This is a genomic window from Xanthomonas sp. BRIP62411, from assembly GCF_003993525.1.
GTDB classification, from domain to species: Bacteria; Pseudomonadota; Gammaproteobacteria; order Xanthomonadales; family Xanthomonadaceae; genus Xanthomonas; species Xanthomonas euroxanthea.
Genome location: NZ_QEZI01000014.1, coordinates 72,225 through 91,479, shown reverse-complemented (window position 1 = coordinate 91,479; position 19,255 = coordinate 72,225). Strand labels below are relative to the sequence as shown.

The following is a 19,255-nucleotide window of genomic DNA, read 5'->3' as shown; positions in this document are numbered from 1 at the left end:
CATCACAGGGTCGACAAAACCAGCCACCGTCAGTGCGCTGACGCGACCACCTTCGCAGCCCTTGCCAGCAGGTGCTCCGCTACGCTTCGGGGAGCAAGCCTTGCGCAGATATCGTCCCTGGCTGCTTCGCCCAGCCGCCGCGCCTGTGACGGGTCGTCCGCAAGCCGACGCATCGCAGCTGCGGCAGATGCGATGCGCGGCTCTGCCCAGCGCGCGCCATCCGACTCCGGATATCGGCCCGCAACCGGCACCAGGTCGTAGTCTACGAGGCAGGAGTTGCTGTCCGTCATGAACTCCATGTTGCCCGACCAGCCCGTTGCAATGACCGGCTTACCGAGTGACATGCACTCGGCAAGCCCCAACCCGAAGCCTTCGGCCCGATGCAGCGATACATACACGTCACAGCATCGCTGCAGCGCGCGCACATGCATCCTGTCGATCACCTCGTCCCGCAGCAGGATCCGCTTGTCAGCTGCGACCAGGCTCAGGAGTTCCGCCATCTGTTCGGGGTACATATGCCCATTGCTTGACTTCACGACCAGACGCACATCGTTGCGATCGACGGGAAACGCATGCCTGAATGCATTGACCACGGCCTGGGGATTTTTCCTGGCCACGAAGGAGTGGAAATCAAACGTGAAAAGAAAGACGAAGGTTTCCGGGTCCAGCCCGAAGTCCTGTCTCTGCAAACCGCTATCAGGCTGGTCAGAGAGTGGCAGCGGAAGTCGCATGATCGGTTTGTCGGTCACGCTGCGGAACGCATCCTCGATGAATCGTGAGGCCACCATGATCTCGTCCACCAGCGCAATGGCACTCAGCCAACTTGGCGGAATCACTTCAAGTTCCCAGAACCAGCACGCAATGACGTAATGCCCGTCCATGCGGGCACGGCCGATCTTCTCGAACGCGGCTTGGAGGTAGTCGGGGTTGACGAAGACGACGGTGACCTGGTGCGGCATGCGCTGGTCGATGAGGCCATCCAGACTCCGGTCGTCCCAGGAGTGCGCAAGTCCCATGTCCAGGTCATACAACGACACGGGAACGCGCGCGCTGATCAGCGCACGCGCATACATCCTTGCGCTCTCCGCCAGCCCGAATTCGCCACGGAGATAGCCGACAATGTTGATCCCCACCGATGGAATCCGGGTGACGGAGATATCAGCGTCCATCGGCAAGCAAGCGTCAGCGCCTTTCGCGCACAGCTCCCAGGCGGCGGTGCGCTGAAACCGCGTTTGAACCAAAGAGCGGGCGGACAGCGTGGAAGAAACGCGGTCGCGCCAACGCTGCGGGAAAATGCGATAGATACGCTGCAACCAGGACTGTTGGCGTACCCACGACTGCAGGCGAAGGCCGGCCAGCCCACTCCGCCAATACGCGAACACGTCCTGTCGTTGCGGCGACGCAGTCATGAAGAACGAGACGCCTCAAGGGCACGTTCCAAATCCCCGCGTAAATCCCCCACATCCTCAACCCCCACGCTCAGCCGCACCAGCGCATCGCTGATGCCGAGCTGGTCGCGGCGGGCCACCGGGATGGAGGCATGGGTCATGACAGCCGGATGGTTCACCAGGCTTTCCACACCGCCCAGGGATTCGGCCAGGGTGAACAGCTCGGTCTTCTCGCAGAAACGCTTGGCCGCGTCGAAGCCGCCCTTGAGGACGATCGAGACGATGCCGCCGAAGCCGGACATCTGGCGCTGGGCCAGGGCGTGCTGCGGGTGCGAGGCCAGGCCGGGGTAGATCACCTTTTCGATCGCGGGGTGGGTTTCCAGCCACTGCGCAAGCGCCAGCGCGTTGTCGCAATGCGCGCGCATGCGCAGCGGCAGGGTCTTGAGGCCGCGCAGGGCGAGGAAACTGTCGAAGGGCCCCTGCACGCCGCCGATGGAGTTCTGCAGGAAGGCCAGTTGCTCGGCCAGCTCGGCGTTGTCGCCGACCACCGCGATGCCGCCGACCATGTCCGAGTGGCCATTGAGGTACTTGGTGGCCGAGTGCACGACGATGTCGGCGCCCAGGCTGAGCGGGCGTTGCAGCATCGGCGAGGCGAAGGTGTTGTCGACCACGATCAGCAGGCCGTGCTTGCGTGCGATCGCGGCAATGGCGGCGATGTCGACCAGCTTGAGCATCGGGTTGGTCGGGGTCTCGATCCACACCATCCTGGTCTCGGGGCGGATCGCGGCTTCGAAGGCGGCCGCATCGGTCAGGTCGACGAAGCTGAAATCCAGGCCGGCGGTGCGGCGACGCACGCGCTCGAACAGGCGGAAGGTGCCGCCGTACAGGTCGTCCATCGCCACCACGTGGCTACCGGCATCCAGCAGCTCCATCACCGTGGAGGTGGCAGCCATGCCGGAGGCGAACGCGAACGCGCGCGTGCCGCCTTCCAGCGACGCGACGCAGCGCTCATAGGCAAAGCGCGTGGGGTTGTGGGTGCGCGAGTATTCAAAGCCCTGATGCTCGCCCGGGCTGGACTGCGCATAGGTGGACGTCGCATAGATCGGCGGCATCACCGCCCCGGTGCTGGGATCCGGCGACTGCCCTCCATGGATCGCCAGCGTCGCCAGCGACAGTGCGCGCTCGCCATCGTGGCTGGGTGGGGTGCGATTGGACATGGAGGTTCCCGGAAAAAGTGGCGGATTGTAGCAAGCAGGTCTGAATGGCCGGTGCCGCGCGTCTCATCCGGGCGCGCGGCGCTACCCGACCCTGCCTGCGATCACTGCACGCGGCGGCGCAGGTAGTTCAGCAGGTCGATACGGGTGATCAGGCCGAGGAACTGGTTGCCGTCCATGACGATGGCGACCTGGCCGCGGTCGAACACCGGCAGCAGCGCTTCGATCGGCGAGGCGACATCCAGGCGATCGAGCTTGCTGACCATGGCGGTGGAGATCGGGTCGCGGAAGCGCGCCTCGTCACCGTACACATGCAACAGCACGTCGCTCTCGTCGACGATGCCGACCAGCTCACCGTCATCGATGACCGGCAGCTGTGAGACGTCGTACAGCTTCATGCGCTGGTAGGCGGTGGTCAACAGGTCCTTCGGCCCGACCACCACGGTGTCGCGCTTGTTGTACGGGCGCAGGATCAGGTCGCGCAGGTCGCCGTGCTGCGGGCGCTCCAGGAAGCCGTTGTCCAGCATCCAGTAGTCGTTGTACATCTTGGACAGGTACTTGTTGCCGGTATCGCAGACGAACACCAGCACGCGCTTGGGCGTGGTCTGCTCGCGGCAGTACTTCAGCGCGGCGGCCAGCAGGGTGCCGGTGGACGAGCCGCCCAGGATGCCCTCCTTGGCCAGCAACTCGCGCGCGGTGTGGAAGCTTTCCGCGTCGGTGATCGAATAGGCCTTCTTGACCCGCGAGAAGTCGGAGATATCCGGCAGGAAGTCCTCGCCGATGCCTTCGACCAGCCAGCTGCCGGATTTCTCGCTGACCGTGCCCTCTTCGATGTACTGGGTCAGGATGGAGCCGACCGGGTCGGCCAGTACCAGCTCGGTCTGCGGCGATGCGGTGGCGAACGCGCGCGACAGGCCGGTCATGGTGCCGGAACTGCCGCAGCCGAACACGATCGCGTCCAGCTTGCCGTCCATCTGCGCCAGGATTTCCGGGCCGGTGCCGAATTCGTGCGCGGCCGGGTTGTCCGGGTTGCCGAACTGGTTGATGAAGTAGGCGCCCGGGGTCTCGGCGGCGATCTTGGCGGCCAGGTCCTGGTAGTACTCCGGGTGGCCCTTGGCCACGTCCGAACGGGTCAGCACCACCTGGGCGCCCATGGCCTTGAGGTTGAAGATCTTCTCGCGGCTCATCTTGTCCGGCACCACCAGGATCAGCGTGTAGCCCTTCTGCTGGGCGACCAGTGCCAGACCCAGGCCGGTGTTGCCGGCAGTGCCTTCGACCAGGGTCGCACCAGGGCTGAGGTCACCGCGCTGTTCGGCCGCTTCGATCATCGACAGGCCGATGCGGTCCTTGATCGATCCGCCGGGGTTGGCCGCCTCCAGCTTGAGGAACAGCTCGCAGACGCCGGTGTCCAGGTGCTGTGCCTTGACGATCGGCGTGTTGCCGATCAGTTCGAGTACGGAGGAATGGATCGCCATCGGAATATCGTCACTGCGTCGCGCGGGGCTTGGCCGCCCATTATCCGACGAACCGCTGGGGAATGCTCATTCAGACTGGAACCGATCGCGCCGGCCCGTGAACGGGCGGGCCCAACGCGCGCTGCCATGACCTGACTGTCCGGCCGCGGGGCGGGCGTTGGCGCCATCCTGCCCGCCGCGTGACCCACAGGTTGCGCATAGAAAGACGCGGACGGTGGCAAGCCGACGAGGAGGCCGCCACCGCCCGCGACGGTGAACTTGTTCTAACGGTGGGGAAGGATCAGTGGGTGAGCTGGTCGTACATCCGGGTGAGCTTCTCTTTCGCCTGCAACTTCTCGCGCTTCATCTGGCCCAAGGTCACGTCGTCGATGGGGAGCACCCCGAGTTCGGCATCCATGCATTTCTTGTTCAAGAGCTTGTGGCGTTGGTACAGCTGCTTGAACTCGGGATCGGACTTGACCAATGCGTCGATTTCGGTCTGCGGTTGCCCTTCGAACATGGCGTTACCTCCTTCACTTGAAACACTTAAAACAAGAACGCCCCGGCCGCGGGCGGCACGGGGCGCTGCTTGGGGATGGAAGACTCACGGATCACAATGGCAGGCGCACTGGCGGAACCCACACGCTGCCCGCCGAATTGCGTTGATGCGTGCCCTTGCGTCACTGGCCCGGCCCTCCGTACGTCCAGGCAGCGGAGTGCTGCCCGGGAGTACGACCCTACGCCGGTCGCGGAGGGGGTTCAAGGCCGGAACGGCCGCTTTTGCCGTTCCCTGTGCCAATCAGTGACCGCGGTTCAACCGGGCGTCATGCCCGGGTTAAAAGACCTTAACTTCCAACCACTTGCATCACGGCGAGACAACAACCTCGGCAGCGCGCGTCTTGCTGGCGGCGGCCTTGGTGCCATTGACCTGCAGACGCGCACTGGCAACGCCGGCAGCCACCAACGCGTCGCGCAGCGCTTCGGCCCGCTTCTTGGCCGTGGCCGCATCGCTGTCGTAGCCGACGATGCTGACCCGGCCCTTCTTGCCGATGTTCAGGTATTCGGCCAGCGCCTTGGCCTGCCCTGCGGCATCGCCGGACAGCGCCGCCTTGCCACCAAACGCGCCACTGCCCAACGAAAATACTTCGCCGCGGCTGTCGAACCTGGCGGATGGCAACTTGGCCCCGGCCACCAGCTCGGCTTCTTCGTGCGCCAGTTGCACGGCCTTTTGCTGGGCCGCATTGAGCTTGGCGGTCTGCTTGCCGGCCACGCTGGTCAGCGCCAGCTCGGCGTCCTGGCGGGCCAGGGTCTCCTGCTCGGCCGCCTGCCGCATGCGCTCGGCCTCCTCGGCCTGGATCTGCGCCTGCACGCGCAGACGCTCGGCCTCCTGGCGCGCACGCGAGGCGTCACGGCGGCTGGCTTCGATCAGCAGGTCGTTGCGGGTGCCCTCCAGCCGATCCAGTTCGCGCCGCGCCAGCGCGGTGCGGGCGGTGAGTTCGGCGATTTCGACCCGGCGGTCAGCCAGGAACACCAGTTCGTCGCGGTCGCGGCGCTTGGCCTCGGCCAGCGCCGCCACGCTCTGCTGCGCCTGCAGCCGCTCGTAGCGGGCCAGGTCGTTGGTCTGCGGGTCGTTCTGCAGCGCGGCCAGGCGCCGGTTGAGCGCATCGGCCTGCGGGTCGTCCTTGGCTGCCATCGCCAGCGGCGGCAGCGTGGCCAGGCTCAGCACACCAAGATAGAGGAGCGGACGCAGTTTCATCGGCCGGCCTCCCCGGTGTTGAGGCTGTTCTGCAGCTGCGCCACTTCCTTGCGGCGTTGTTCCAGCTGGGCGGTGACCACCGCCTCTTCGCTGCGCGCCTTGGCCAGGTCGGCGTCGGCCGCTGCGCGCAAGGCGATCTGCGGCACCTGCTTGCGCTGGCGTTTGTCCAGTTGCGCCTGCTGGGCCTGCATCAGTTCCTGGCGGGCCAGGTTGACCAGGTCGGGGGCGTATTGGTCGGCATCGGCCTGGGTGGCGCGTTGCACGGCCTGTTCGGCGGCGGTGAGCTCCGGTGCCACCTGGGCAGCAGCAGGAGAGGAAAGAACCATGAAACAGGCGATGCCATACAGGGATCGCCGCAAGTATGCGAAGCTAGCCGTCATTAGGGGAGCCGTAGCGAGAAGTCTCGAGCACGGCCATTGTCGGAAGCCTGCGGCGTACTTGCAACGAGACGCTGCTGTTTGTTGGGGAACCATTGCGCATGGATATCGGCTACTTCCTGAAGCTGATGACCGAGAAGAATGCCTCGGACATGTTCTTGACCACCGGCGCGCCGGTGTACATCAAGATCGAAGGCAAGCTCTACCCGCTCGGCAATACGGGGTTGCCGCCGGGAATGGTCAAGAAAATCGCCTACTCGCTGATGGACGAAGGCCAGGTGCCGCAGTTCGAGCGCGAGCTGGAACTCAACATGGCCATCGCCCTGCAGGACGCCGGCCGCTTCCGCGTGAACGTGTTCAAGCAGCGTGGCGAGGTGGGCATGGTGATCCGCGCCATCCGCAGCCGGATTCCCAGCATCGAAGAGCTGAACCTGCCGCAGGTGCTCAAGGACGTCATCATGACCCCGCGCGGGCTGGTGCTGGTGGTCGGCTCGACCGGCTCGGGCAAGTCGACCTCGCTGGCCTCGATGATCGACCACCGCAACAGCACCACCACCGGGCACATCCTCACCATCGAGGACCCGATCGAGTATCTGCACAAGCACAAGATGTCGATCGTGAACCAGCGCGAGGTGGGCCTGGACACGCATGCCTTCCAGAGCGCGCTGAAGAACGCGATGCGCGAGGCGCCGGACGTGATCCTGATCGGCGAGATCCTGGACGCCGAGACCATGGAGGCGGCGATCGCCTTCGCCGAGACCGGCCACCTGTGCCTGGCGACGCTGCACTCCAACAATGCCGACCAGACCATCGAGCGCATCCTCAATTTCTTTCCCGAGAGCGCGCACAAGAACGTGCTGATGAACCTGGCGCTGAATCTGCGCGCCGTGGTGTCGCTGCGCCTGGTCAAGGGCGTGGACGGACGCCGCCGGCCGGCGACCGAGGTACTGCTCAACACGCCGATGATCCGCGACCTGCTGCGCCGCGGCCAGGTGCACGAGGTCAAGCAGGCGATGGAAGAATCGCTGGAAGAAGGCATGCAGACCTTCGACCAGTGCCTGTTCCGCATGGTCAAGTCCGGCGAAATCGAGCAGGAGGAAGCGCTGCGCGCGGCCGACTCGCGCGACGGGCTGGCGCTGAAGTTCCGCCTGTCCGAGGGCGGCTCCGGCGAGCACGACCCGTATGCGGACTACGAAACGGCAGCGGCACCGAAGATAAGCCACGGCTTTATCTGATGGATTCGGTAGCGAGACGCGGCATGCGGCAGCACTGATGGATCACGACTGCCGGCGCTGGGTTTTCCGGCGTGCTGGCGCTGCCGCAGGCACCCTCATCCGGCGCTGCGCGCCACCTTCTCCCGCCCGCGGGAGAAGGAGAAACACGTCGGTAACACCGGAACGTCACCCAAGGGCTCAGGGCGGGCACCATCGCGGTCGGCGGCACCTTTTCCAGCACTGCTGCCTTCTCCAGGCACATCACCCGCTCGAAAGCACATCACCTGCCTTCTCTAGAGCGTCACCTGTTCCAAAGCACGTCATCCGGCTTCTCCAGGGCGCTTCACCTGCTCCGAAGCGCATCATCCGGCTTTTCCAGAGCGCCTCACCTGCTCCGAGGCACGTCATCCGGCTTGTCCAAAGCGCCTCACCTGCTCCAAAGCACATTATCCGGCTTGTCCAGAGCGCCTCACCTACTTCGAAGCACATCATCCGGCTTCTCCAGAGCGCCTCACCTGCTCCGAAGCACGTCATCCGCTTCTGCAGAGCGCATCCTGCGTTTCTCCAAGGCCCTCACTACGGCGCTCTCCGAAGCACCTCGACCGGCGTTGCGAGCCTCTCCTCTCATTGATGGCGACACCAGGATCAGCGGTCGTGCAAAGCGGCGAGCCATTCGCCCGGAATGCCTGGCCGGAAGCTGACGCGTCGGCTCCCCTGCATACCCTTCTCCCGCACGGCGGGAGAAGGTGCTCGCAGCGCGGATGAGGGCCCTGATGCACCAGCGGCGAGCCAGTTCCCGGGAATACCTGGCCGGCCGCTAGCGTGTCGGTGTCCCGGCATACCCTTCTCCCGCGCGGCGGGAGAAGGTGCCCGCAGGGCGGATGAGGGCCCTGATGCACCAGCGGCGAGCCAGTTCCCGGGAGTACCTGGCCGGCCGCCAGCGTGTCGGTGCCCGGCATACCCTTCTCCCGCGCGGCGGGAGAAGGTGCCCGCAGGGCGGATGAGGGCTTGATACCCTGCCCTCACGCCACCGCATCCACCTGCATTTCCGGCCGTGCCGCATCGAAGGCCGGCAGCGCCAGGCAGGCCTGCTCGATGCGTTGCAAGGTCGGATACGGCGCCAGATCGACCTCGAAGCGATGCGCGTTGTACAGCTGCGGAATCAACACGCAATCGGCCAGGCCTGGCGTATCGCCATGGCAGAAGCGCCCGGTGTGCGCATCGCGCGCCAGTTGCGTTTCCAGCGCGGCGAACCCGCGCTGCATCCAGTGCCGGGTCCAGTGCTGACGTTGCGCGACGTCCAGCGCGAACGCGCGCTCCAGCAGCTGGGTGACACGCAGATTGTTGAGCGGATGCACATCGCAGGCGATGAGCTGCGCCAGGGCGCGCACGCGGGCGCGCTCGGCCGGCGCAGCCGGCAGCAGGGCCGTGGTGTCCGCGAACGCCTCTTCCAGATATTCCAGGATCGCCAGCGACTGCGGAACCACCACCGCACCGTGCCGCAGCGTCGGCACCAGTTCCTGCGGGTTGAGCTGCGCATACGCCGGGGCGTGTTGCTCGCCGCCATCGCGCACCAGATGCACCGGATGCGCGAGGTAGGCCAGCGCCTTCAGCTGCAGGCCGATGCGCACGCGGTACGCGGCGCTGGAGCGCCAGTACGAGAACAATTCCAGTGGCGCACTCATGCCCGGCCCCGCATGCGCTGTTGTGCGTGCACACGCGCCGATGTCATGGCAGCGGCTGACGTTCGACGCGTTGTTCGATCGCACCGAAGATGCTGGCGCCATCGGCGGCGACCATCTCGATCCGCACCACGTCGCCGAAGGACAGGAACGGCGTGCGCGGCGCGCCGTCGCGCAGGGTTTCCACCACGCGCTGTTCGGCAAAGCACGAGGCGCCCAGCGTGGTGTCCTGGTTGGCGATGGTGCCGGAGCCGACGATGGTGCCGGCCGACAGCGGCCGGGTCCTGGCGGCGTGGGCGATCAGCTGGGCGAAGTCGAACTGCATGTCGTTGCCGGCTTCCGGCGCGCCGAACCAGGCGCCATTGACGTGGGTGACCAGCGGCAGGTGCACCTTGTTGTCGCGCCAGGCCTCGTCCAGCTCATCGACGGTGACGAACACCGGCGACAGCGCCGAGCGCGGCTTGGATTGCAGAAAGCCAAAGCCCTTGGCGAGCTCGGCCGGAATCAGGTTGCGCAGCGACACGTCGTTGACCAGGCCGACCAGCTGGATATGCGCGGCGGCCTGCTCGGGCGAGGCGCCCATTGGCACATCGTCGGTGATCACCACGATTTCGGCCTCCAGGTCGATGCCGTGGTCTTCGCTGATCACCTTGATCGCATCGCGCGGGCCGTAGAACCCGGCGCTGGTGGCCTGGTACATCAGCGGGTCGGTGTAGAAGCTCTCCGGCACCTCGGCATTGCGCGCGCGGCGCACGCGCTCCACGTGCGGCAGGTAGGCGCTGCCATCGACGAATTCGTAGGCGCGCGGCAACGGTGCGGCCAGCGCCTGCAGATCCAGGTCGAACACGCCATCGGCGCTGCCCTCGTTGAGCGAGGCCGACAAGGCATTCAGGCGCGGCGCGACATTGCTCCAGTCTTCCAGCGCGCGTTGCAGCGTGGGCGCGATGCCGGTGGCGCGAACCGCGGTGCGCAGGTCGCGCGCGACCACGATCAGGCTGCCATCGCGGCCGCCTTCCTTCAGGGAACCTAGCTTCATGACCATCCAATGCTGTGGCTGATCGGTCGATTGTACGGCCTGCCACAAGGGTGGTTGCACCTGAAACAACTGACCCGTAGCCCAACCGGGGAACTGGCCTTTTGTGCAGCGCGCCAAACGCGCGTACACTGGCCCGGTCTGCATGCGGCCGTCCGTTTCCCTTAGGGACAGCCGGCGAGGCCAGGATCGATCGATCCGCTCGCCCGCCCCACCCGACGCCTTTCGTGGTGCCGACAAACCCATCGTTCCTTGATTGGGTTGTTCCACCATCTCGCAGCGCGGTTCACGGGAACGCTCCGAGCCTCACCTTTTTGCATCTGCAATGCGTTTGCGCTCCGGGCCTGTCCTGGTGGCGACGCTTTACTTGGAGCTTCCTGATGTCTTTTGAATCCCTGGGCCTGGCGCCCTTCCTGCTGCGCGCGTTGGCCGAGCAGGGCTACGAAACCCCCACTGCGATCCAGCAGCAGGCGATCCCGCTGGTGCTGGCAGGCCATGACCTGCTGGCCGGCGCACAGACCGGTACCGGCAAGACCGCCGCGTTCGGCCTGCCGCTGCTGCAGCACCTGGGCACCTCGCCGCAGCCGGTCAACGGCCCGCGCAAGCCGCGCGCGCTGATCCTGACCCCCACCCGCGAGCTGGCCACCCAGGTGCACGACAGCCTGCGCGGCTACAGCAAGTACCTGCGCATCCCCAGCGCGGTGATCTACGGCGGCGTGGGCATGGGCAACCAGCTGGACACGCTGCGTCGTGGCGTGGACCTGCTGATCGCCTGCCCGGGCCGGCTGATCGACCATATCGAGCGTCGCAGCGTGGACCTGTCCGGCATCGAAGTGCTGATCCTGGACGAAGCCGATCGCATGCTCGACATGGGCTTTTTGCCCTCGATCAAGCGCATCCTGACCAAGCTGCCGCGCCAGGACCGCCAGACCCTGCTGTTCTCGGCCACCTTCGAAGAGAACATCAAGCAGCTGGCGCTGGAGTTCATGCGCAACCCGATGCAGATCCAGGTCACCCCGAGCAACACCGTGGCCGAGAGCATCACCCACCGCGTGCACCCGGTCGATGGCGCGCGCAAGCGCGACCTGCTGCTGCACCTGCTGGCGCAGGACAGCCGCGAGCAGACCCTGGTGTTCGCCCGCACCAAGCATGGCAGCGACAAGCTGGCGCTGTTCCTGGAGAAGTCCGGCATCAAGACCGCGGCGATCCACGGCAACAAGAGCCAGGGCCAGCGCATGCGTGCGCTGAGCGACTTCAAGGCCGGCCGCGTGACCGTGCTGGTGGCCACCGATATCGCCGCGCGCGGCATCGACATCGACCAGCTGCCCAAGGTCATCAACTACGACCTGCCGATGGTGGCCGAAGACTACGTGCACCGCATCGGCCGCACCGGCCGTAACGGCTCCACCGGCGAGGCGATCTCGCTGGTGGCGCAGGACGAAGCCAAGCTGCTGCGCCAGATCGTGCGCATGCTGGGCCGCGATGTGGAAATCCGCGACGTGCCGGGCTACGAGCCGCAGACCCCGATCCGTTGGGGCAATAGCGCGCCGGGGCGTGCCGAGCAGCCGGGTGGCGATCGCGCGCCGCGCAAGAGCCACGCGCGTCGTCCGCATGGCGATGCACCGCGTCAGGCGCATGCGCATGCCGGCCCGAAGAAGCCCGGTGGCCAGCGCAGCAGCGGTCCGCGTCAGGCCGGTGTTGCTGCCGGTGCCGGCGCAGGCCGTCGCGATGGCGGCCGTGGCGGTCAGCGTCCGGGCGGCACGCGCTGAAAATCCCGTGCGCCGGCACGACCGGCGCCCAGGTCTGCGTTGCACTGAAAAAGCCGCCCCTCGGGGCGGCTTTTTTTGTGGGCACGGCGCAGGCGATGCGGTGCGAACAGGACTGCGCGTAGACACCCGACGCAGTCCGTCACGTCCCTAACCCTCGATCAACGCCGTATTGCGATCGATCGCCTCGCGATACCGATCCAGCACCGCAGCGGTCTGCACGATATAGGCGCTCAGATCCTCCCAGCGCCGGTCTTCCAGCGCTTCGCGGATGCCGGGCAGGGTCTTGACCTCGTAACCGGTGGCCAGGCCGGGGGCGTAGATCAGGTTGCGGTACCACGGCCGGCCCGGCAGACCGCCTTCGGCCAGCAGGGTCTGGTCGATGCGCTGCAGCGATGCATTGAGCTTGCCGCGCGCGCGTGCATCCAAGGCGCCGCCGCCCGATGCCAGTGCATCGTCATAGCGCTTGGCGCTGGCCTGCAGGCGGGCAATCGCCTGCTCCAGTGCAGCGAAGTCGATCTGCGGCACCGCGGCTTTCGGCTCCGGTGCGCGTTGCGGCCGGTTCGGGTTGTCGACAGCCGCATAGGCGCCGGCCTGCAACAACTCGGCCTGGGTGCGTGCGGCAGTGCGGTCGCTGTCGGCCTGCTGCTTGAGTTCCTGCGCATAGCCGGCCACCGCATCGGCGAAGTCGCCGAAGCGCTGCGGCAACACCGGCGCGTTGGCCACGCGCAGCACCGTGCGGCCGACCGTCTGCGACAACAGCGGCAGATAGCTGAAATCCGGATCGATGTAGCGCGCGAAGTAATCGTAGGAGTCGTACAGCGAGTGATAGACACCGCTGCCGCCACCCTGCCCGCCATAGCCCAGATCCAGCGTGGTCAGCCCCAGATGCTGCAGGAACGGGCTGTAGTCGCTGCCCGAGCCCAGCGCCTTGAGCGGCACGTCGCCGCCGGCCGCGACCTGCCTGGCGATGTCCTTCTGCGCCGGCTTGGCGGTGGCCGCCAGCGCATCGATACGGGCGCGGGCGCGTTGCCGTTCGAGCACGCTCACGCCGCTGTCGGGATCGCGCAGGTCCGCCGCCACGCCGTTGACCAGGCGTTGCAGCGCATGGCTGCCGCCGGCATTGAGAAAGCCGCGCCCGTTGCCGTCGGTGTTGACGTACAGCACCGCCTTGCGGCGCAGTTCGTCGGCGTGCTGTTCGGCCCATTCGGTGGAGCCGAGCAGTCCGGCCTCCTCGCCATCCCAACTGGCATAGACGAGCGTGCGCTTGGGGCGCTGCCCCTGCCTGGCCAGCTCGCCGATCGCCTTGGCTTCGGCCAGCAAGGCGGTGGTGCCCGAGAGTGGATCGGCCGCACCGAACACCCAGCCGTCGCGGTGATTGCCGCGCACCACCCACTGGTCCGGATACTCGCTGCCGCGCAGGGTGGCGATGACGTTGTAGATGGTCTTGCTACCCCACTCCGCATCCACCTTGAGATGCACGCGCGCGGTGTCGCCGCCGCCGATGCGGTAGGTGATCGGCAGCGCGCCGCGCCAGTCCTCCGGTGCCACCGGCCCGCCCAGCGCGGCCAGCAAGGGCTGCGCGTCGCCCCAACTGATCGGCAGGGTCGGGATCTTCAACACGCTGCCGGCCTGGTCGATCTTCAGGCGTTTGGCGCCCTTGCTGGCGCCGATGCCCGGAGTGAGCGGATCGCCGGGATAGATGGCGAAATTGGCGACCGAGCCGCGTTGCACGCTCCACTGATTGCGCGCCGGGCCATCCGGATAGGCCCGATCCTGGAAATACCCGTCGTCGCGCGGATCGGAATAGATGATCGCGCCGATCGCGCCATGCTCCTGCGCCAGCCGCGGCTTGAGCCCGCGCCAGCCCTTGCCGTAGCGGGCAATGACGATCTTGCCGCGCACGTCCACGCCGTTGCGCGCCAGCGCTTCGTAGTCTTCGGCGATGCCGTAATTGACGTAGACCAGGTCGCCGGTGACATCGCCATTGCCGCCGTAGATGACGTAGGGCGGCAAGACGTTCTCGGTTTGAGTGGAGGTGCTGTCGCCTGGCAGCGGCGGCTCCTTCAGACGTGCGACATACGGCTTGGCCCCGAGCAGTTCCAGCTGCGAGCTCCTGGGCGAGGGCCACAGCACCTGGAAGGTTTCGATGCGCGCGTCCCACCCGTAGCCGCGCAAGCGGTTTTGCAGATCGCGGGCGTTCTCCAGGTTGTGCGGCGCGCCAACGTGATTGGGCGCCGACGCCCATTGCTTCAACCAGCCACGATAATCGGCGTCCTTCAGGCCGCTATCGAAACGCGCTTCCAGCGCGCGCTGCGCCTGTGCGGCAGCGGCGTCGTAACCCGGCAGCGCAACGGGTTGGGCCGCAGGTTGGGCGGCGAGGGAAGGTGCGACAAAGGCCAGGGCGAGCAGCCAGGCATGCTGCGAAGACGTCATCGGAGTTCCTTGAAGAGTGTCCGGGGGCGAACGGCGATTGGGTTGAGACAGCACGCTGGAGCACGCACCATCGCACGGGCGTGCATGGGCCGTGCGTGTGCCGATCAGAATCGATAGTCCAGGCCCACGGTGAAGTAGCGCCCACGCAGGTCGTACTGGGTGAAGTCGTAAGGGGCACGAATGCCCGGGAACGAGGCATCCACCGGCGGCTGCTTGTCGGCCAGGTTCTCGACCTTGGCATACAGGGTGAGCTTGTCGATCCCGGTGTACCCCAGATACAGGTCGAACTGGTTGTAGTCGCCCACGCGCGACTGCACCGCACTGGCCGCGGCGCTGGCCTTCTGGTCGTAGCCGCCGGTGTAGTACCAGGTCAGTGCGGCGCTGACGGTGCCCAGGTTCCAGTCCAGCGTGGTGGTGGCCTTGTTGCGTGGCAGCGACGGGCCGAGATTGCTGCCGGCGTAATCCTGCAACGGGCCACCGACCACGGTGGGGCGACGGTAATCGCGCACGTGGGTATAGGCGGTGTTGAGGCCAAAGTTGCCAGCTGCTTCGGTGCGCCAGCGCTGGCGCAGTTCCACATCGATCCCCGAGGTCGTCAGTTCGCTGAGGTTCTGGTAGCGGTTGTACACCGCCACCAGCGTGCCGCGCGCGTCGCGGATGACGTCGGCCGGGTCGTTGTTCTGCACGATGGTGGCGTTGTTGCCGGTGCCGACCAGATTCTCCAGCTCGATCTTGTACCAGTCCACGCTCAGGCTGGTGTCGGCCCACGGCGACAGCACCACGCCAAGGTTGTAGCTGCGCGTGCGCTCGGGTTCGAGCGCGGTGTTGCCGACGGTGAAGAAGGTCGGATTCTGGCGCGAGCCCGGCACGTCCGGATCGAACGGGTCGACCACCGAGCCGTAGGAAATATTGGTGCTGGCCGCATTCTCCGACAGCGAAGGTGCGCGAAAGCCGCGCGAGGCGGCCGCGCGCACCAGCACGGCGTCCAGCGGTTGCCAGCGCAGGCTGGCCTTGGGCGAAAACGCCTCGCCAAAATCGCTGTAATGATCACCGCGCCCGGCAAGCTGCAGTTCCAGCGACTGCAGCAGCGGCAGGTTGACCTCGGCATACAGCGCCGACACCCTGCGCTCGCCATCCACCGCGGCAATGGCAGGGCGGATCTGCAGGCCCTGGTCGATCTGCCAGGGATTGCGCGAGACCAGTTCCTCCTGCCGCCACTCGGCGCCGGCGGCGAACCCGACGCTGCCGGCCGGCAGCTCGAACAGGTTGCCGGACACCTTGGCATCGACGCCGCGCAAGGTCGATTGCGCAGGGCGCAGCGTGCTGAGGTTGATGCCGTCGATCACCGACTGCGGCGTGGCCGACGGGTCGAGCAGGTTGTAGCTGCCGTCGGCCAGCGCCTGCGCCAGGGTGAAGCGATTGGCGAAACCGCCGGAGACGGTCTCATGCTCGGTGCTGCGCGCGGCGAACGCCGCCGCTTCCCAGTCCCAGCGCTCGGTCTTGCCGCGCACGCCGCCGAGAAAGCGGTAGGACTGCGAGCGATTGGTTTTGAGCGTCTGGCCCAGGTCGAAGAAGGTGTATTCGATCGGCACCGCGCTGCCGTACGGGTTGTACGGGCTGGAGGCCGGCAGCAGGTTGGACACCGGCTCGGCCAGCCCGCTGCTGGCATTCAATGCAAAGCGGCCGCCCTCCAGGGTGAAGTACGGGCTGGAGCCGAAGATCGACACGCCCTTGACCTCGCTGTAGAGCGCCTCGCCGAAGGCTTCGACGGTGTCGCTGAGCCGGAAGGTGGCGTTGGTGTAGGCCTGATAGCGCTTGGTCGAGGGGATCAGCGTGGTGAACGCGGCCTGGTTGAAGCCGCAGGTGTCGCCGGCCAGGCCGTCGATCGGTGCGCTGGCGGTGAGCACAGTCCCGGCGGGGCAGTTGCGTTGCGCATCCAGCATCGGCACCGAGCGGCCACCGACCAGGTAACGCGCGCCCTTGGCCGACCAGCCGTTCCAGCGCCCGCCGGGCAGGTCGGTGTAGATGCCCGAGCGGGTCAGCGCGCGCTGGTCCTGATCCAGCCGGTCGCGGTTGTAGGCGTCGAAACTGAAAAGGATGTTGTAGCCGTCGCTGTCCAGGTCGCCGATGCCGCCGATGAACTTGGCACGCTGGGTATCCATGCCGCCCTGATCGGAGCTGCCGCCGCTCAAGCCCAGCTCGGCACCCTGGAAATCCTGCCGGGTGATGATGTTGACCACGCCGGCCACCGCATCGGAGCCGTATACGGCGGAGGCACCGTCCTTGAGCACCTCGATGCGTTCCACCGCCACCAGCGGCAGCGCATTGAGGTTGACGAAGGTGTCGCCCAGGCCATTGGCAGGAAAGCCGTAGTTGGCCAGGCGGCGTCCGTTGAGCAGCACCAGCGTGTTCTTCTGCGACAGCCCGCGCAGGCCGATGCCCGCCGAGCCGGAGGCCCACCCGTTGTTGGTGGTTTCGTTGGTGGCGTTGCCGGTGTTGGCCGAGATCGCACGCAGCGCGTCGGCGACGGTGACCTTGCCGGACTGCTCCAGCTGCTGGCGGTCGATCACCTGCACCGGGTTCGGGCCTTCGCTATCGGTGCGCTTGATGTTGGAGCCGGTGACGCTGACGGTGGCCAGGGTCTTGCCCGCGCCGGGTGTCGCGTCATCGGCATGGGCGAGGGGAATCAGCGCGGACAGAACGGCAGCGGACAGCAGATAAGGCATCGGGCGCTTCACGCACGGCCTCCATGAATGGGGGTGTTGCAGTGGGCCACGCGCAATCGATTAACAAAAATTACAGATCTGCATAGAGATATGACGCGCGGTGAGACACGCCGTTGGCCAGACGCGGTAGGACGCGTTGGACTTTGTGCGGCCGGGTGTGGCGCTCCAGCGCGTTGCGGCCTGCGGCCAACCCATGTTGTGGATGCCACGCGGGCGCACCAGTCCGGTGTGTCGCCGCGATCGGAGCAGCCGGCAGGCACCAGCGCACTTACAATGGCGCGCATGGATATCTTCAAAGTCTTTACGCTCGAGGCCGCGCATCGGCTTCCCAATGTGCCGCCCGGCCACAAGTGCGCCCGCCTGCACGGGCATTCGTTCCGGGTCGAGCTGCACGTCAGCGGCGAACCCGGTGCCGAGACCGGCTGGATCATGGATTTCGGCGACATCAAGGCCGCCTTCCAACCGATCTACGACCGCCTGGACCACCATTACCTCAACGACATCGAGGGGCTGGAAAACCCGACCAGCGAGCGGCTGGCGATCTGGATCTGGAACCAGCTCAAGCCGGCGCTGCCGCAGTTGAGCGAGATCGTGGTGCACGAAACCTGCACCTCCGGCTGCCGCTATCGCGGGTGATCACGTAGCGCAGTCTGTGACCCAAGGCCGCCTCCCGGGCGGCCTTGCCATTTGTGGGGCACGGATAATTGATTGATTCCACGCCATTTTCCGGGCGATTTCGGAAATTTTCAGCAAACGTGTTGCATCGCAGCAATATCCGCGTATGCTGCAACGCAACAAACGGTCACGGCTTTCCCCGAGGGGTTCGCAATGTCGGCGCAGTTCGAAAACAGCTTCACCAGTCAGTTCGCCTCTGTCGCAGCACGTGCCAACCAGTTGGCATTGGACACGCTGGAGCAGAACGTCAACGCAACCACCACGTTTTTCGGTGAGTTTGCGCAGGCACGCGACCTGGGTGCCTACCAGACGCTCTGGCCAAAAGGCCTGCAACTGGCCCGCGACAACCTGGAACGCCTGGCTTCGGCCAATCAGGAAGTGGTCGGGATGGGATTGAAGATGTCCAGCGAGCTTGGACAGTTTGCAAAGCAGCAGTTCGACACCGGCAGCGAACAGGCCGGCGCAACAGGCAAGAACCGGCGCAGGTAACGGCCGCCAACATTCAGCGTCTTTGCATGGGTCCCTCCCCCCATGCAATCCGGCCCGACAGATCCCTCCCTCTGTCGGGCTTTTTTATTGCTTTCTGTGCGGGCGTCTTCGATCCAGCGCCGGCATGCGGCCGCCGCAGTCAGCGTACGGAGCCGGGTGCACGGGAACGACGGCGCACCGCCCATTTGCCGGAAGTGCAGGCGCGGCGAGGTGAAGCACGGCCGTGATCTCTACGGCCGCGCGCGCGGGCCGCAGCCCGGGCCGATGAAGAGCCTGTCCGCAACAGCAGAACATGCAATGACCGCCTCTAACTAGGCTGGCAGCTGCAGCCCTTGCGCCTGGCGGGCGGCGTCGGCACCGGGTGCCCAGCGGATCCGGCCCCAGCACGGCATCGCCAGGCGCTGGTGCAGCATGCCGATGTTCTCCTCGATGCGCTCCATCTGCGGGTCGATCTCGTTGGCGATCCAGCCGATGCAGTCCAGCCCGTCGGCGGCGATCGCCGCAGCGGTCAGGCGTGCGTGATTGATGCAGCCCAGCCGGATGCCAACCACCAGCACCACGGGCAGCGTGAGCGCGCGCACCAGGTCGGCCTGGTCCAGCTCGGCACTCAACGGCGCAGCCCAGCCGCCGACACCTTCCACCACCACCACCTCGGCCTGCGCACGCAGTTGCGCGAAGGCCTGGGCGATCGGCTCCAGCGCCAGGGTCACACCGACATCGGCGGCAGCCAGTTCCGGTGCCAGCGGTGCCGGCAAGGCATAGGGATTGAGGGTGGCGTAGTGGGGTTGCGGGGCACTGGCGGCCTGCAGCGCCAGCGCGTCCTCGTTGCGCCAGCCCTGCGGTGTGTTTTCGCAACCGCTGGCCACCGGCTTCATGCCCACCGCCGTGCGGCCTTGCGCGCGCAGTGCGTGCAGCAGCGCGGTGCTGGCCATGGTCTTGCCGATGCCGGTGTCGGTGCCGGTGACATACAACGCCGGAAGCTGCATGCGTGTGTTCCTGCGGCCGCGCCGCGGTTGCCGTGGGGGCGCGCAGCATAGCGTGCGGA

The 19,255-nt window shown here is 66.4% G+C and carries 15 protein-coding genes; 4 read left to right on the top strand and 11 right to left on the bottom strand.

The window, feature by feature from the left end:
* Window positions 1–29: 29 nt before the first annotated feature.
* The 6 genes from EO139_RS12485 to EO139_RS12460 form a co-directional block, all read right to left on the bottom strand.
* A complete protein-coding gene (locus tag EO139_RS12485) occupies window positions 30–1,313 on the bottom strand; it encodes a glycosyltransferase family 4 protein (RefSeq protein ID WP_241235955.1) in 1,284 nt (427 codons plus the stop codon).
* A gap of 92 nt (window positions 1,314–1,405) precedes the next feature.
* On the bottom strand, window positions 1,406–2,605 hold the full coding sequence (locus EO139_RS12480) for a cystathionine gamma-synthase (RefSeq protein ID WP_126970885.1): 1,200 nt from the start codon (window positions 2,603–2,605) through the stop codon (window positions 1,406–1,408).
* Between the two features lie 101 nt (window positions 2,606–2,706).
* Window positions 2,707–4,077 carry a pyridoxal-phosphate dependent enzyme gene (locus EO139_RS12475; protein ID WP_104583283.1) on the bottom strand — a complete coding sequence of 457 codons (1,371 nt, stop codon included), beginning with the start codon at window positions 4,075–4,077 and terminating at the stop codon, window positions 2,707–2,709.
* 280 nt (window positions 4,078–4,357) lie between these two features.
* Window positions 4,358–4,576: a YdcH family protein gene (locus EO139_RS12470; RefSeq protein ID WP_002814034.1), complete on the bottom strand. Its 219-nt coding sequence runs from the start codon at window positions 4,574–4,576 to the stop codon at window positions 4,358–4,360.
* A 345-nt stretch (window positions 4,577–4,921) separates the two neighbouring features.
* Window positions 4,922–5,812: a hypothetical protein gene (locus tag EO139_RS12465; protein ID WP_115677892.1), complete on the bottom strand. Its 891-nt coding sequence runs from the start codon at window positions 5,810–5,812 to the stop codon at window positions 4,922–4,924.
* Complete coding sequence (locus EO139_RS12460) at window positions 5,809–6,192, bottom strand: DUF4398 domain-containing protein (RefSeq protein ID WP_039525328.1); 384 nt, start codon at window positions 6,190–6,192, stop codon at window positions 5,809–5,811. Before EO139_RS12460 ends, EO139_RS12465 begins: the two co-directional genes overlap by 4 nt.
* Window positions 6,193–6,290: 98 nt before the next feature.
* Between EO139_RS12460 and EO139_RS12455 the strand changes: the two genes are divergently transcribed.
* Window positions 6,291–7,424 carry a PilT/PilU family type 4a pilus ATPase gene (locus EO139_RS12455; protein ID WP_104583280.1) on the top strand — a complete coding sequence of 378 codons (1,134 nt, stop codon included), beginning with the start codon at window positions 6,291–6,293 and terminating at the stop codon, window positions 7,422–7,424.
* Between the two features lie 1,001 nt (window positions 7,425–8,425).
* Here EO139_RS12455 and maiA read toward each other — a convergent pair.
* Window positions 8,426–9,088: a maleylacetoacetate isomerase gene (gene maiA / locus EO139_RS12450; protein WP_126970883.1), complete on the bottom strand. Its 663-nt coding sequence runs from the start codon at window positions 9,086–9,088 to the stop codon at window positions 8,426–8,428.
* 43 nt (window positions 9,089–9,131) lie between these two features.
* Window positions 9,132–10,190 carry a fumarylacetoacetate hydrolase family protein gene (locus EO139_RS12445; protein ID WP_206515146.1) on the bottom strand — a complete coding sequence of 353 codons (1,059 nt, stop codon included), beginning with the start codon at window positions 10,188–10,190 and terminating at the stop codon, window positions 9,132–9,134.
* A gap of 308 nt (window positions 10,191–10,498) precedes the next feature.
* Here EO139_RS12445 and EO139_RS12435 point away from each other — a divergent pair, with 308 nt between their 5' ends.
* Entirely contained in the window at window positions 10,499–11,887 is a 1,389-nt protein-coding gene (locus EO139_RS12435) for a DEAD/DEAH box helicase (RefSeq protein ID WP_104649381.1), read from the top strand.
* Window positions 11,888–12,034: 147 nt separating this feature from the next.
* Here EO139_RS12435 and EO139_RS12430 read toward each other — a convergent pair whose 3' ends face one another.
* Together EO139_RS12430 and EO139_RS12425 are read right to left on the bottom strand one after the other, a co-directional pair.
* Window positions 12,035–14,320, bottom strand: a complete 2,286-nt coding sequence (locus EO139_RS12430; protein WP_126970881.1) for a transferrin receptor-like dimerization domain-containing protein — start codon at window positions 14,318–14,320, stop codon at window positions 12,035–12,037.
* A gap of 104 nt (window positions 14,321–14,424) precedes the next feature.
* Window positions 14,425–17,046: a TonB-dependent receptor gene (locus EO139_RS12425; RefSeq protein WP_126970879.1), complete on the bottom strand. Its 2,622-nt coding sequence runs from the start codon at window positions 17,044–17,046 to the stop codon at window positions 14,425–14,427.
* Between the two features lie 282 nt (window positions 17,047–17,328).
* Here EO139_RS12425 and queD point away from each other — a divergent pair, with 282 nt between their 5' ends.
* The gene (queD, locus tag EO139_RS12420) at window positions 17,329–17,682 is read left to right on the top strand and encodes a 6-carboxytetrahydropterin synthase QueD (RefSeq protein WP_039529685.1); all 354 of its coding nucleotides are present in this window, start codon (window positions 17,329–17,331) and stop codon (window positions 17,680–17,682) included.
* 192 nt (window positions 17,683–17,874) lie between these two features.
* Entirely contained in the window at window positions 17,875–18,210 is a 336-nt protein-coding gene (locus EO139_RS12415) for a phasin family protein (RefSeq protein ID WP_104583276.1), read from the top strand.
* A 311-nt stretch (window positions 18,211–18,521) separates the two neighbouring features.
* Here the strand turns inward: EO139_RS12415 and bioD are convergent, their stop codons facing one another.
* Window positions 18,522–19,196, bottom strand: a complete 675-nt coding sequence (gene bioD, locus EO139_RS12410) for a dethiobiotin synthase (RefSeq protein WP_126970877.1) — start codon at window positions 19,194–19,196, stop codon at window positions 18,522–18,524.
* Between the last annotated feature and the right edge of the window lie 59 nt (window positions 19,197–19,255).

Excerpts from the sequence above, each read along its gene's own strand:
- EO139_RS12480 (WP_126970885.1), bottom strand. The coding sequence starts at position 2,605 with ATGTCCAATCGCACCCCACCCAGCCACGATGGCGAGCGCGCACTGTCG.
- EO139_RS12475 (WP_104583283.1), bottom strand. The coding sequence starts at position 4,077 with ATGGCGATCCATTCCTCCGTACTCGAACTGATCGGCAACACGCCGATC.
- EO139_RS12470 (WP_002814034.1), bottom strand. The coding sequence starts at position 4,576 with ATGTTCGAAGGGCAACCGCAGACCGAAATCGACGCATTGGTCAAGTCC.
- EO139_RS12465 (WP_115677892.1), bottom strand. The coding sequence starts at position 5,812 with ATGAAACTGCGTCCGCTCCTCTATCTTGGTGTGCTGAGCCTGGCCACG.
- EO139_RS12460 (WP_039525328.1), bottom strand. The coding sequence starts at position 6,192 with ATGACGGCTAGCTTCGCATACTTGCGGCGATCCCTGTATGGCATCGCC.
- EO139_RS12455 (WP_104583280.1), top strand. The coding sequence starts at position 6,291 with ATGGATATCGGCTACTTCCTGAAGCTGATGACCGAGAAGAATGCCTCG.
- maiA (WP_126970883.1), bottom strand. The coding sequence starts at position 9,088 with ATGAGTGCGCCACTGGAATTGTTCTCGTACTGGCGCTCCAGCGCCGCG.
- EO139_RS12435 (WP_104649381.1), top strand. The coding sequence starts at position 10,499 with ATGTCTTTTGAATCCCTGGGCCTGGCGCCCTTCCTGCTGCGCGCGTTG.
- EO139_RS12430 (WP_126970881.1), bottom strand. The coding sequence starts at position 14,320 with ATGACGTCTTCGCAGCATGCCTGGCTGCTCGCCCTGGCCTTTGTCGCA.
- EO139_RS12425 (WP_126970879.1), bottom strand. The coding sequence starts at position 17,046 with ATGCCTTATCTGCTGTCCGCTGCCGTTCTGTCCGCGCTGATTCCCCTC.
- queD (WP_039529685.1), top strand. The coding sequence starts at position 17,329 with ATGGATATCTTCAAAGTCTTTACGCTCGAGGCCGCGCATCGGCTTCCC.
- EO139_RS12415 (WP_104583276.1), top strand. The coding sequence starts at position 17,875 with ATGTCGGCGCAGTTCGAAAACAGCTTCACCAGTCAGTTCGCCTCTGTC.
- bioD (WP_126970877.1), bottom strand. The coding sequence starts at position 19,196 with ATGCAGCTTCCGGCGTTGTATGTCACCGGCACCGACACCGGCATCGGC.